This window comes from Clostridium sp. CM027, from assembly GCF_024730565.1.
Taxonomy (GTDB): Bacteria; Bacillota; Clostridia; order Clostridiales; family Clostridiaceae; genus Clostridium_AD; species Clostridium_AD estertheticum_B.
The window spans coordinates 1,478,546-1,493,019 of the sequence record NZ_CP077725.1 but is presented as its reverse complement, the minus strand read 5'-3'; the positions used below and the strand labels follow the sequence as shown (position 1 = coordinate 1,493,019).

Annotated in this window: 11 protein-coding genes; 9 read left to right on the top strand and 2 right to left on the bottom strand. The window is 29.9% G+C overall.

The genetic code is table 11. From position 1 onward, the window contains the following. Positions 1 to 61 precede the first annotated feature (61 nt). The 4 genes from KTC92_RS07170 to KTC92_RS07155 all read left to right on the top strand — a co-directional run bounded on the left by KTC92_RS07170 (position 62) and on the right by KTC92_RS07155 (position 5,843). Complete coding sequence (locus KTC92_RS07170) at positions 62 to 1,207, top strand: DnaD domain-containing protein (RefSeq protein ID WP_258280732.1); 1,146 nt, start codon at positions 62 to 64, stop codon at positions 1,205 to 1,207. Positions 1,208 to 1,475: 268 nt separating this feature from the next. Beyond that, positions 1,476 to 2,558: an XdhC/CoxI family protein gene (locus KTC92_RS07165; RefSeq protein WP_220287645.1), complete on the top strand. Its 1,083-nt coding sequence runs from the start codon at positions 1,476 to 1,478 to the stop codon at positions 2,556 to 2,558. 241 nt (positions 2,559 to 2,799) lie between these two features. Beyond that, the gene (locus KTC92_RS07160; protein ID WP_258280770.1) at positions 2,800 to 3,927 is read left to right on the top strand and encodes an IS256 family transposase; all 1,128 of its coding nucleotides are present in this window, start codon (positions 2,800 to 2,802) and stop codon (positions 3,925 to 3,927) included. A gap of 1,394 nt (positions 3,928 to 5,321) precedes the next feature. Continuing rightward, positions 5,322 to 5,843, top strand: coding sequence for a hypothetical protein (locus KTC92_RS07155; protein WP_220287643.1), 522 nt, complete (start codon positions 5,322 to 5,324; stop codon positions 5,841 to 5,843). 799 nt (positions 5,844 to 6,642) lie between these two features. Here the strand turns inward: KTC92_RS07155 and KTC92_RS07150 are convergent. Together KTC92_RS07150 and KTC92_RS07145 are read right to left on the bottom strand one after the other, a co-directional pair. Next, entirely contained in the window at positions 6,643 to 6,837 is a 195-nt protein-coding gene (locus tag KTC92_RS07150) for a helix-turn-helix transcriptional regulator (protein WP_220287654.1), read from the bottom strand. Then, positions 6,827 to 7,042 carry a hypothetical protein gene (locus KTC92_RS07145; protein WP_220287640.1) on the bottom strand — a complete coding sequence of 72 codons (216 nt, stop codon included), beginning with the start codon at positions 7,040 to 7,042 and terminating at the stop codon, positions 6,827 to 6,829. The genes KTC92_RS07150 and KTC92_RS07145 overlap by 11 nt, the downstream gene beginning before the upstream one ends. A 428-nt stretch (positions 7,043 to 7,470) precedes the next feature. Here KTC92_RS07145 and KTC92_RS07140 point away from each other — a divergent pair, with 428 nt between their 5' ends. The 5 genes from KTC92_RS07140 to KTC92_RS07120 all read left to right on the top strand — a co-directional run bounded on the left by KTC92_RS07140 (position 7,471) and on the right by KTC92_RS07120 (position 14,187). Next, positions 7,471 to 8,037 (top strand): tyrosine-type recombinase/integrase, encoded by a 567-nt coding sequence (locus tag KTC92_RS07140; RefSeq protein ID WP_220287639.1) that lies wholly within the window; start codon positions 7,471 to 7,473, stop codon positions 8,035 to 8,037. 18 nt (positions 8,038 to 8,055) lie between these two features. Further along, the gene (locus tag KTC92_RS07135) at positions 8,056 to 11,010 is read left to right on the top strand and encodes a Tn3 family transposase (RefSeq protein ID WP_220287637.1); all 2,955 of its coding nucleotides are present in this window, start codon (positions 8,056 to 8,058) and stop codon (positions 11,008 to 11,010) included. A 182-nt stretch (positions 11,011 to 11,192) separates the two neighbouring features. After that, positions 11,193 to 11,366: a hypothetical protein gene (locus tag KTC92_RS07130; protein ID WP_220287634.1), complete on the top strand. Its 174-nt coding sequence runs from the start codon at positions 11,193 to 11,195 to the stop codon at positions 11,364 to 11,366. Between the two features lie 1,121 nt (positions 11,367 to 12,487). Next, on the top strand, positions 12,488 to 12,619 hold the full coding sequence (locus tag KTC92_RS07125; protein WP_258280731.1) for a hypothetical protein: 132 nt from the start codon (positions 12,488 to 12,490) through the stop codon (positions 12,617 to 12,619). Between the two features lie 890 nt (positions 12,620 to 13,509). Beyond that, on the top strand, positions 13,510 to 14,187 hold the full coding sequence (locus KTC92_RS07120; protein ID WP_220287631.1) for a 5'-methylthioadenosine/S-adenosylhomocysteine nucleosidase: 678 nt from the start codon (positions 13,510 to 13,512) through the stop codon (positions 14,185 to 14,187). The last annotated feature ends 287 nt before the right edge of the window (positions 14,188 to 14,474 follow it).

Below are 14,474 nucleotides of genomic sequence, written 5' to 3'. Positions count from 1 at the left end.
AAGGTGTTAATAGTGTAGATTTGCAGGTGATGATTTAATTAATATTAAGGAGGATTAACTAATGGCTAAATACAGACAGATTTATACAGAATTTTGGAGTGATAGCTTTGTGTTTGAACTTACACCAGAGGAAAAATACTTTTATTTATATCTTATTTCAAATACCAAAACAACGCAGTGTGGTATTTATGAAATATCAAAAAAATTTATAGCTACAGAAACTGGGTACAACAGAGATACTGTAGATAAGCTAATTAAAAGATTCTGTGAGTATAACAAAATCTTATACTGTGATGATACGAAAGAGATTATGCTGTTAAATTGGATGAAATACAACGTACCTAACAATATAAACGCTATTAAATGTGTTCATCACGAGTTATCCAGGGTTAAAAATAAAGAATTTCTTAAAATTTTATTTAAAAAATGTGATGTAGCTCAATTAGATGTAGCGAAAATTTTCGAGAACCTCATTATAGAGGAATCTTTTGATATTAATTTTACTGATGATAGAACTTCTGTAAATTGCTACTTAGAAAAAGTGGACAATCATCCCATAAATCTTACTTTAGAAAGAGGCTCTGATGTAATTCCCATGGAAAATATAGAAGACCAAGATAATAATGATTTTCTGAAAAAGGAAGAAATTCAGGAGCCACGTGAATTCATAATTAATAAGGATATTAGTAGGGGCTTACAAGGCCCTTATAAGGGGCTACCAAGTAATAGAATAAGAAGTAATAAAGAAGAATTAATAAATAAAGAACAAGAATTAATAAATAAAGAAGAAGCATTAACTAAAGAAGAAGCAATAGTCATAAAATATAGAAATAATTCTGCTGCTGCTGAGGGCTTAAAAAGTGTACTTAAGGTATTTGAAGAAAATGTACATGCTATCACGCCTTTGGTGTATGAAAAAATATTAGATTTTGCAAAGCAGGTAAGTAGCAAAGTTATCATTATGGCTATTGATGAGGCTGTAGAATATAATGCTAAAACTATAAAGTACATCACTAAAGTACTCAATAGCTGGATAAGTAAAGGCATAAAAACTTCTGAGCAGGTAATATTCTATCAAAAACAGTGGGCGAGTAAAAAGAGTGGCAGCTCAAGCCCTAATGTGAAAAATGGTGGCTTCTGCGACTATGATCAAAGAACATATGATTTCGATCTTCTAGAAAAACAGCTATTAGGACAAGTATACTGATTAGTTATCTTTGGATATTCCCTTAATAACGAATTTTATATTCCAGAGATATGGGTTCAAAGAAATAGTATTAATTATATGATGAAAGGTTTATTGGAAATGAATTTTCAGTTTTTGTTGTTAACAATATATCCAGCAATGTTATTGAAATTTTAGGATATATTGTTATAATAAAGTAATAGTTTGTTGGTTAATTCGCTTGTTTATAGACATAAATAACTTATCAAAGGTGAATTTCAAATGATAATAAACTTGGAGGAATGAAATCATGAATGTAGATACCTATAAAAATTTACTGGATAAAGTGGGCTCAGGAAATAATGCTGTTATTATTACAATGTTGGATAACAAAAATTGTGGAAATAAACCATCTCAGAACAAAACACTTTTTACAAAGGAAAGTCTGAATTCCCATAATCGAATATCTGATTTAGATGAATTACTTTACCAAAAGGCAAACTATGCAATAGAAACTGGAATTCTTCAGCTTGTTAAAATTAGTGAAAGTGAAGCTTATTTAATTGAACCATATTTTCCAGAACCACGCTTGATAGTTTTAGGTGGTGGACATATAGCTAAGCCCTTAGCTGAATTTGGTTCAAAAGTAGGTTTTTCAGTTACAGTTATCGATGACAGACCATCATTTGCTAATAGTGAACGATTTCCTACTGCTAAAAAAGTGATTTGTGAGAGTTTCGAGAACTGTTTCGACTTAATTAGTTTAAACAATTCTGCCTATGTTGTTATTGTAACTAGAGGTCATAGGCATGATATGGATTGTCTCAGACAAGTTTTAAAACATGATACTGCATATGTTGGAATGATTGGTTCAAAACGGCGAGTTAAAAGCGTCATGGAGCAAATGGTAAATGAAGGATATACTCAAGAGAAGTTAAACAAAGTCAATGCCCCTATAGGTCTTGAGATAGGAGCAGTAACACCAGAAGAGATAGCGTTTTCTATTATATCTCAGGTCATCAGTTATAGACGACTCGGTGATATAACCAATAGTATTAATAGGCATACGAAAAGTAATTGGCCGGAATTTGACAATGAAGTGTTGATGGAATTGTGCAAAGAAGAAAATTCTCCAAAGGCAATCATTACAATCATTTCTACGAAAGGTTCCGTTCCAAGAAATGCAGGAGCTAAAATGCTTGTATGGCCTTATGGTAAGATTTTAGGGAGTATCGGCGGAGGGTGTAGCGAAGGCACGATAATTAATGACGCCCGTAACTTACTCGGAAATGGTGGGTATCAAATTCAAAACATAGATATGACAGGCGCCATCGCTGAAGACGAAGGGATGGTATGTGGAGGAATCATGGAGGTAATAATAGAGGCTTTTTAAACATCACGATAACGATCGCATTTATTTTTAGTTAAATAAAATATACTTGTCCATATCTAAAGTTACAATTAAAATAATTACAAAAGCTATAAGTCTTAATCCTCTTCTTGGTTTTTTATTAGGCCTGCAAATAATTTTGTGTAAACAGGATAAAAAGCACTTTTTCTTGGCAATAATTGAGATAAGCTAATTATCAAAGATTGCAAGGAGGAGTATTTTTATGTCAAACATTTAGAAAGATATTTTAAGGGATTATATCAACGAGCAAAAGTTTACAAGTCCAAATGAGGTTTTAACTGCTATGAAAAGTATGTTTAGAGACGTTCTTCAGGAGACATTAGAAGCAGAAATGGATTCGCAACTTAGATATGATAAATATGATATATCCGAAAAACAAACTCCAAACAGTAGAAATGGTGAATTTGAGCCTAAAATATTGCCTAAGTATCAAAGAAATATAACTGGTATCGAAGATAAAATAATGGCGCTCTATGCAGCTGGAATGACTACAAGGGACATATCAGAGCAAGTGAAAAATCTATATGAGGTTGAGATATCTGCTGAAATGGTTTCGAATATAACAAACAGAATTATGCCTGTAGTTACAGAGTGGCAAAATAGGCCACTTGAAAAAACGTACTCTTTTATTTTTATGGATGCAATTCACTACAAAGTACGTGACGACAAGCATATCATAATCAAGGCAGCCTACGTTGTTTTAGGTGTAAATATGGATGGCGAAAAAGAGGTGCTTGGTATTTGGATAGGAGCAAATGAAAGCAGTAAGTTCTGGCTTTCAGTGCTTAATGACCTTAGAAACAGAGGCCTTAAGAACGTTTTGGTGTTCTGTGTCGATGGCTTAAGTGGCTTCAAGGAAGCAATAGGCGCGGTATATCCTTTTGCAAAGATACAACGATGCCTAATTCATCAATTAAGAGCAAGTATGAAATATATACCACATAAAGACAATAAGGCATTTGCTAAAGATTTGAAAGCCGTTTATGGCTCAGTAAATAAAGATTTTGCACTAGAAAATTCAAATTTTGCTAAAGAAAAATGGGGTAGTAAATATCCAAATGCAATAAAAAGTTGGGAAGATAATTGGGATAATATCATAACTTTCTTTGTATTTCCAGATTATATTCGTAGAATTATATATACCACAAATGCTATAGAGAGTCTTAACAGTCAATTTAGAAAAGTTACGAAGACAAAGCTTATATTCCCGAACGATGATAGTCTTATGAAGATGCTATATTTGGCAACTGAAAAGGTAAGTAAGAAATGGACTAGAGTATATGCAAATTGGGACCTTGTTATCAGCCAGCTCAATATATTATTTAGTGAGATCCTAAATGAAGGAGCGTAGCTTTGGGACTCCGTCCCCCAAACCCCTAAGGGTTTTACATTATCGAAGACCCTTTCATAAGAAAGACTATCAGTAACCCTATAACCTTTAATTTTTGCCCACTTTATATATCTATCATAAGTACTCATGCCTTGATCACACGATGATTTTGATACAGTTTTAAATAGTTTAAGTAATGTTTCTTTTAATTGGTCATCTGTAAAATTGAAAAACTCATTTTTATTTTTAGGTTGTCTTTCGTACATAATAAGCTCATTTAAAAAATGTTTAGATTGAATTCTACTTGCGTCTTTATTAGAAGCATATTCCTCTTTAATAAAAGCTTGTTTATAAGCTATCACTATTTTTATCCCCCTAAATTAAATCTTTATTGTAATTATATACTTTAAAATGTAATTAATTCATATTAGGGTGATTAAGTACTATCAAACTGCTTGGAAATTTATGAAAGGTAAGTTAAAATAATAATACTAAATATTTATTATTGTATTATAAAGATATAAACCATGCATAAAAGTAGTGTATATTCTCAATTAGACACCTTTTATGCAGTTAAATAGAGCCTTATTGCATACGGAAAAAGTATGAATGAGGGTATATGCTAGATATAGGTACATAACAAATGACGTGAAATTATGTTTTCACGACATTGTGTAAACCCTTATATATATTTTTTTAATATGGGGTGGGGCTCGCAAAGCGTAAATTTACAACGTTAAGCCAGTTATTTCAATTTGATACTATTATTTTAATGTTCTGACTTAGAATTAATATGTAATAGTTCTAACTCAAAAAAGAATATAATATCAATGTAAAGCATTGATATATCTAGGGTTTAATCACTAAATGATAAAGCTCTTATTTTTTTGCTCAAAACAAGTTAGTTAAAGTACAAGTATAGTATTGATAATGCTAACTAAGATAGTAATATAAAATCTTCGATAAAAATATTAAATTAATACTGGTATATTCAATATTTACTTTAAATATATCACTATTTGATAATACGTGTCTTAATGTGGTGAATTTACGCTTTGCGGTTACTATTTCAACATTGACAAAACATATACTGTGGTATAAGATTACATTAGCTCAAATTATGACATTTTATGTTTTATAATCATTTTATACCATTTATATACATAGCGTTGCCGTACTTAGGATAATTGATATTTAACATGATAATGTCACACACAATCTATTTGTTAATTAATACCACTATAGTAAGCACCTTAAATTCTACCAACTTTGTTAAGTGGTTTTTTAAAAATATAAGGAGCTTTAAAATTTTTGTTTGAAATTTTAGGAGGGCGAATAAAAGTTATCCCTCCGGGATTGAGATATATGGATGTTTAAGGGTTTCCAAATTCTATTAATATATTAGGGGGAAAAGTATGAATAAAAATATCTTATTAAAAAAAATAATACCAATTTTAACAAGTGTAATGATTAGTACTACATTAATACCAACAGTTAATGTTTTTGCTGCTGAAACTTCTACTGAAATCATGGTGAAGGATACAAATTACACCGAATTAACCAATTGTGAACTAGATCAAATAATAAATTCTACTGCATCAGAAATTTTACAAGAAGCACCTATACAAAATCCTACAGAAACTAACTCAAGACCAAAACGAGGAGTTGCAACAGTAGCATCAAAACTAATTAAAAAGTTAGGGAAACACTATGTAAAAGTAGTTTTGCCTAAAAAAATATATCATGCATTTCCAAGAGCGCTTGCAGCTAAAGTTTCAGAAGGAGCCTTTGTTGGAGCTTTTAATACTTACGTTCTAATGGGACCACTTGATGAAGTGCATAGTATAGTTACAGATTATTTGTCAAAATATGTTCCACATGTATTAGCTAGTACTTGTGGTTATATTGCACAAGGTATAGTTTATGCTGTAATTTAGAATGATTAATAGTTCTTTAAATTTCTAATGGTATACATATAGAAACTGTATTTATTTTAAATGAACTAATTAAATTTATCGTATGTTTAATTATATTTATTATTTTAAATATTTGTTATGAATATATTTAAAAGCAAATAAGTAAAGCCTTATGATTTCTACTTTTACATATTAGAGATAATTGAAACGCGACAAAAACTACGCAAATTCATATTGCGTAGTTTTTGTTATAATAAACCTTTTTATTATTTACTTGTTATTTTGTTTCTCAAACAATCCTTAGTTGAAAAAGGAAAATAGTTTACAGCGATTATAAGGGAGGGGAGGTTATTGTATCGTATTGGGCTGTCTGAAGAGAGTAAATATATATTAGATAATGAAAAGGTGACATAAATATCATCAAAACAATATGATCAAGCTCAAAATATAACTAATATGGGTAATATAATGATTTAGAGGCTCAAAGCAATTAAATAAGATTATCGAGATTCTAAAATTTAAAGTTATATCTTTAAATTTTATGAGCAAAAAGCTTATATTAGTGATGAAATTAATGACCTAGAAAAAATATTAAGGTGAGGCTAACAACATAGAAGTACGATGGGTAGAGCTAATATCTTTGGCAAAACCTTACTTACTTTAAAAAGCAGTAAGGGGTGGCGTACGCAAAAATGATATTTCGTACGCTAAGAAAAACACAGCCCCATAAATGTAATTATTTTACTCTATAGAGCTGTAATCACGTAGTTTTTTGTCTAATAAATTACATTTGTTTTTTATATTAGATTTATTTTTCTTTTTAACCTTCAAGTATAAATAATTTTTCTACAGTAGTGTTTAATAGTTTAGCAAGGTTCATAGCTAATTCCAGAGTTGGGTTATACTTCTCATTTTCAATCGCATTAATGGTTTGCCTTGTAACGCCAAGCGTAGTCGCTATATCCTCCTGTCTAAATCCAAGTTGTTTTCTTAATCCTCTTATATTATTTTTCATCTTTTCCAAGTTTCCATTTCAAAAAAGATTGAATTCCTATAAGAACAAGATTTTGAGATGTTAAAAGAATAAATGCTAATCCAAATGTTCTTGTCTGAATGAACTCATAGATAACCCAAATTGCTAAAAATAGGGTTGTATAAGCCAAAGCCCATTTCATCGCTTTTAATGTAATACTCAGTTCCATTTCATCCATTTTTTTCATAAAAATCACTCCCTTGTTTAAATTATAATAATTAACTTACCCACTACTAAAATAACTATAGAACATAACAACGCACCAATAAATTTTCTTATACTAATATCCATAATGTAAAAAGTTTTTTACATTTTCATTTTAACACTAACCTTAACAAAATGTAAATAGTTTTTTACTTTTATTAATTGTGGTATAAGAATAATTTATAGATTAAGTGACAAGATTCTTAAATTTTATCATAAATGAATGTACTATTTTATATAAAATCATACATTCGTAAAAACAGCATAAAGCGTTGATATATAAAGGCTTATAGTAGATTTAACTAAAGCCTTTTTTCTTATTGTGTATTTGAATGTATTGTTTCCTATGATATATTATAAATATAGTACATTGAATTTGTGCCCTTTAGGACACTTTTTAGGAGTGAATTTATGATAGTAGAACCCATAAAAGATAAAAAAAAGATAAATGATTTTCTTACTTTTCTAAAAGGAAAGAATGAAAGGGACTGGATTATGGCCAAGTTCCAGTTAAACACTGGACTTAGAATAAGCGATGTAGTTAAGGTGAAGGTAAGTGATATTCTAACGGAAAAGTTTAATTTCAAAGATTATTTTGTGCTGCAGGAGCAAAAGACAAATAAAGAAAAGAAGATAAAGCTTAATGACAGCATTAAAACAGCGTTAAGTACCTATATAAAACAAAATAAGCTTGGACACAATAATTATATCTTTAGAAGTAGAAAGGGCTTAAATGAGCATATAAGTGTTACACAAGCCTATAGATTATTAAAAATTGCAGCTGTAAGTATAGGTATAGAAAACTTCGGTACCCATTCTTTAAGAAAGACCTGGGGTTATTGGACCTACAAAGTAAGTAGATATAATATAGGGTTAATTATGGACACATTCAATCACAGTAGCCAGAAGATCACATTAAGATACATAGGAATAGATCAGGGGGCTAAGGATGAACTTTATAGCTTAGTTCAATTTTAACAAAGGAGTAATTTTTATATGATTTTAAACAGAAGAGAGTTGCTTACTCAGCAACAAAGAGAAGAACTTATAAGTATTCCATTTGAAAAAGATGAACATCAAATGAGTGTATTTTATATGTTATCAATTGATGATATTGAAATAATAAACAAACACAGAAGAGATTTTAACAAATTAGGATTTGCTCTGCAACTAGCTTTGCTTAGATATCCAGGCTGTTCTATATCTAACATAAAAAATATTCCTTATTCAATTGTTAAATATATTGCGGATCAATTAGATTTAGAGCCTGAGGTATTTAATTTGTATGCTGAAAGGGATACTACAAAAAGAGAACACTTAGAAGAAATATGCATTGAATATGGCTATAAAAATTTCTCAAAGGATGAAGATAAATTTCTATTTGAGGAAATCTTAAATTATGCTATGGAAAATGATAATTCAACTTTTCTCATAAAAAAGGCTTTAGAAATATTAAAGAAAGCTAAAATAATATTTCCTGCTATGATAACTATAGAAAGTATTGTTTGGTTTGCTCGTGAAAATGCTGATAACATTACATTTAAATCTTTAACAGAAAATTTGTCATCAGAGCAAAAAAATCGTCTTGATACTATATTAACGCCAATGAACGATACTATAACAACATATTTATCATGGATAAAAAGTGCTCCATTAAATCCTTCATCCAAAACATTTAAAGAAATAATTGAAAGAATAAACTATATAAAAAGTCTTCAAATAAATATTGATATAAAATCAATACATCCAAACAAATTACGCTATCTATCAAGACTTGGGTTTAAATATGATGCATATGCATTACGCCGTTTTGAGGAAATTAAGAGATATTCAATACTGGTAGTTTTTCTAACTGATTTAAATGGAGAATTAATTGATCAAGCTATTCAAGTACACTCAAAGCTTATGATTTCACTACATTCTAAAGGATTAAAGCTTAGGGATGAACTGAATGTAAAAAGTTCAAAATCCGCAAATGAAATAATGCAGCTTCATGTTAAACTTGTAAAAGCTATAGATACTGCCCTTTCAGAAAAGAAAGATATTTCAAAAGAGTTAGAAAATCTAGGAAAATGGGAAATATTTAAAGAATCTGCATATAGTGCTGAAAAAATAATACGTCCCTTAAATAACGATTATCTTGATTTGCTAGATAGTAGTTTTGGTAATTTAAGAAAATATTCTCCAATTCTCTTTAAAAATTTAGAATTTCATCCATCAAATAATTCTACATCCTTAATAAATGCTGTTAATGTCATAAAGGATATGAATGATAACAACAAACGGAAAATTCCTGACGATGCTCCTATAGAATTTATTTCAAAACGCTGGAAAAATCATGTATGTAATGAAGATGGCACAATAAATAAACGGTATTATGAAATGGCAGTTCTTACAGAATTAAATAATGCAATTCATTCGGGGGACATATGGATCAGTGACAGTAAGCGGCATAAAAATATAAACGAATATCTTATTAGCGATGAAGACTGGAAAAGTTCCTGCTTAAAGAATGAAGCGGGTATTTCTGTAAGTTTATCAATAGATGAGTATTTAAAAGAACGACAAGAAACGTTATTAGACAAGTTACAATATGTATCCCAAAACGCGAAAAATCTTGAAGATGTAAGTATTGATGGCGGTAAAATTTCACTAAAAAGATTGGAAAAGAAGGTTTCCGAAGAATCTGAAAAATTTAATTCTATGATTTATGGAATGATTCCTAAGATAAGTCTTCCTGAATTGCTTTTAGAGGTCTCAGAATGGACCCATTTCGAACAGCATTTAACCCATGCATCTACAGATAAGCCTCCTAAAAATGAGGAAATACCTATATTGATGGCAGCAATAATGGCACTTGGTACAAATATAGGAGCTCAAAAAATGGCAGATTCGACATCAGATATTACCTATGCTCAAATGGCAAATATATCAGAATGGAGACTCCATGATGATGCTTTAAAAAAAGCACAAGCTACTCTTGTAAACTACCAACACCACCTTGACCTAGCTCAGTACTTTGGAGATGGCACAACTTCGTCCTCAGATGGTATGCGTGTTGAAGTTGGGGTTTCCTCAATTTATGCTGATAAGAATCCGCACTATGGGATAGGCAAAGGACTTACTATGTATCGTCATGTAAGTGACCAATATTCTGCTTATAATATAAATGTAATTACTACTAATTCAAGGGATTCTCTATACTTGCTTGATGGTATATTGGGACATGAATCTGAGCTCCAAATAGAAGAACATTATACTGATACAGCTGGATACACAGATCAAGTATTTGGGTTATTTCATTTATTTGGAATTAGATTTGCTCCAAGAATAAGAGATTTATCAGAATGTGTTTTGTTTTCATTTAATGATACTGAGGAGTTCTATAAAACGATTAAGGATATTGTTAAAGGTCGTATAAATGTTAAATCAATAACTGATGATTATGAATCTGTATTAAAATTAGCACATTCAATATTTATAGGTAAAGTTTCAGCATCCTTAATCCTAGAAAAACTAGGTTCCTACTCAAGAAAAAATAGTATGGCAAAAGCTTTAAGGGAAATGGGTAAAATAGAAAAAACAATATTTATATTAGAATATATATCTGATAAAAACTTTAGAAGACGCATTCAAAGAGGACTAAATAAAGGAGAAGCTATGAATGCTTTGGCAAGGGCTATTTTCTTTGGTAAATTTGGAGAATTTAGAAGGAGAGCATTACAAGGACAACTGCAAAGTGCCAGTGCTTTAAATATTATAATCAATGCAATAACAATTTGGAATTGTGTTTATTTAAATAAAGCTATTGATTATCTAAAGTGTAATGGTGGATTTGACGAAAGTCTCTTAAATAATATATCACCACTTGGATGGAAGCATATAAACTTTTTAGGCGAGTATAAATTTAATTTAAATCAAAATGGATATTTAAAAGAATTAAATCTTTAAATAAAGCGCTTTAAATCCTAAAATATTGCATTTATGGGGCTGCATTTCTCTTAGCGTACGAAATATCATTTTCGCGTACGCTACCCCAGTAAGCTATGGTACAATTATGATGTAATTGTATTACAGTGTGTACTTAATTGAGTAAGCACAAATTATTTATATTAGTTGGGAGGACATTTGTTATGAAAAAAGAATACAAAGTAAAAGGAAAAATATCACTTATGATATCTGCTCTGATTTCGCTCATAATGGGATTATTGAATATAAAATCTGGTCACTATTTTTATGCGATTAGCATCTTAATAGTGTTTGTTTTGGTTTCTGTTGAAGTATTTAGAAAATTTGAGAATGAATAGATTACATAATAGCCCCAGAGTGAAAGTAACACAATTGATATTGTGCTACTTTCACTCTGGGGCTATTTAAAATGGTGCACTTATACACCATTAACATAGTCCGCGCGAAATTTTGAAAAAATTTATAAAAATAAAAACGTCATGCGTGTAAAAAATAAATTTAAGAAATTCTAAAAGTGAATATAGAATTTAGATATAAAAATGAAAAAGGCCACTATTAGATTTATAATAGTGACCTTTAAAAAATCTTTAATAAATAAGTTATCAAGTAATCTACTAATAACATTATTTTTACCTATGTTTTTAAGATATATTCTTATTGATATTTAACAATGGAATAAAACAATAACGTCTTCTCAAAACCGACTTGTCGGCTCGTTTTTGCTTGCAAAAGTTTTTAGAAGTAAGTTGACCGCAGGGAAAGTTAAGGTAGTTTTATTCCTTATTGTATACCGAAGGTGTCCTATGTACCTAATATAACTTGTAATAGCCTAACTTCCAAAGCTATTACCACATGTACATTTTTTCTCTTTGTGATGAAATACACAAATATAGTTTTTTTACATGTGCTATTGGGTTAATTAAAATTCAACTAAAACTTAATTAACTTAGACATGTTGACAAATAAATGCATGCAATTAAAAAAGTAAATTTATTTACGGTCGCTTGCGATTTTTTATTGCTGTTTTGTGTTTATTTGTCAACATATTTTTTGAGTGAAACTGTAATATCGTATATCTATTGAGGATGCTATGTTTGTTATGTAAAAACATAGTCCGTTTTGAATGAAATTGGAATTGATTCATGTAGTTTCAGTAAAAATGTATATGAATTTGTAATGTTTACCTAAGTATATTTTAATACTATTTAATGATTATGTCCACTTATAAAATGCAAAACAGGCATACATATATCAATTTTTTATGTTTTTTAGGGGTTTATCCTTATCCTCTCGGAGAGCACGAATTTTACGATAGTAAAGTATAATGTGCTATACTTTACTCCGTAAAATTTAGGTCGCTTCGCTCCTTTTTAGAATAAACCAACTAGTTAAATTCTAAAATAAATTCTATATGTCTATTATAAAAGCTATATGGATCTTATTTTATATTATTATCTTAATGGCAAGGGATAAATGCGACATAGATAATATCTCTGTCGCAACAAATACGAATAAAGCATACAAAATAGAGCTGTCAGGAGTTTCACACGATACTATAAATAAGATAAAAGTTATTAATACAGCTAAATAAAATTAAAATACCGTTAATCATAAATCTGATGAATGGATAACTCCAACTAACACTCATTGCCACATGATCTACTTTGAACCAGGAGCAACATGCTATAAACGTAAGATATGTAGAAAGGATTTTGTATTATTATCATAGCGCATTATGACTATGGCTAAGGATAGATATTTAGTTTGTACTTACTGTAATAGGTTGGTAAAGCTACAGATAGTTTAAAATAATGTATGCAAGAACACAGTTATAAGAGATTTTGCGGAGTTATATGACAGAAATAAAACCTTTGAGCATAATAAATATACTCAAAGGTTTTATATTTTATATTCTTATGTTTTATACCATATGGAGTTAAAAATCTCCATATGGCCAAAACATTACTTTATATTTTTCTTCCCAAATTTAATAATTAAACTTATCTTGCCTTTAATAATTCTAAACTCGAAGGATAAGTTATTAAAAATATAAGGGAGTATCATTGTAAGTGTGGCCAGAATAAATTGATACTTATTCATGGCTTACTCCTTTTGTTACATAATTAATCAGATAACAAAATTTAGTATACACCTTTAAAGGGGTATAAAATACAGGAAATGATTGGTAGATATACTTATAGGGGCCAAAGGCTTGTTTTTATGTATAAAAGTAAATATAATTTTAAAAAACTTGATATATTTGTGATAGTAAAAAAACACAAATGCCGTGAAATTAAGCTTTCACGACATTGTGTTTTTTTGATACCTAATATATAACGTGTTTTTTATCTTCTATATAACAAAACATATTCTAATTTATATATATATATTTATGGAAATTATAGTATAATTAAGCAAATATTTATGTTGTAATCGTAAAATAAGGTGGCGTAAATATATTTATATTATGAGGTGAATAAAGTGAAAAATATAGGAATGATTGTGGCTGTTGAAATAGAAGCAGTATTAAATAAATATGGGGTACCGATTAAAACATTAGAATTTGCAGGATATTCGGTATATCAATATAAATTAGGTGAAAATAATTTATTTGTTATACATAGTGGAGCAGGGGAAATTGCGGCTGCTATGACAACACAGTTTTTAATATCACAATTTAGAGTGAATTTTATTGTAAACTTTGGTGTTGTAGGTGGTTTGACACATGAGATGTCATTAGCAAGAACGTGTATTGTTGAAAGTGTTGTCCACTATGATTTTGATACATCAGAGGCGGATGGATGTGATGTTGGAAAATATCTTGAATATCCGAGTATTTATATATCTACAACAAAAGAAATCATGGATAAAGCGCTTGAAAGTGAGCCGTTGTTAAGAAAAGTAATTTGTGCTTCGGGAGATAAATTCATTGCAAGAAAAGAGAAAAAAGAAGAATTGCATAATATTTTTAATGCAGATATCTGTGAAATGGAGGCTGCTGGAATTGTGTTGACTTGTAATAAAAACAAAATTCCATGCTTATTGATAAAAACTGTATCTGACAGCATTACTGGTGGAGTTAATGAATTCAAAAATGCAGTTAATGAATCCGCAAGAATTTGTATAGAGATAACAAACAAAATCCTTAATAAGTATTGAGGTTGCAGCAATATTACGATCTTAAATGTCGTGAAAGTCTATTTTCACGTCATTCGGGTACAGCCGACATACGTGGTGCGTCCCGACAGGGCGTATATTCTAGCAGGTGGGAATCCTGTCAAGGTAAGATTTAGCAAATCGCTTTGTATCGAGTCTTAGAGATGTTGCGGTAACGTAACATTTTAAGGGTAGACAGAAAGTTAGCGAGGTAGAATTGACTGGGTGTGCGACCTTTTTAGTTAGCGAAAACGTTGTGTAGTAGTGACGATAAGCTTTCTAGGCTGATA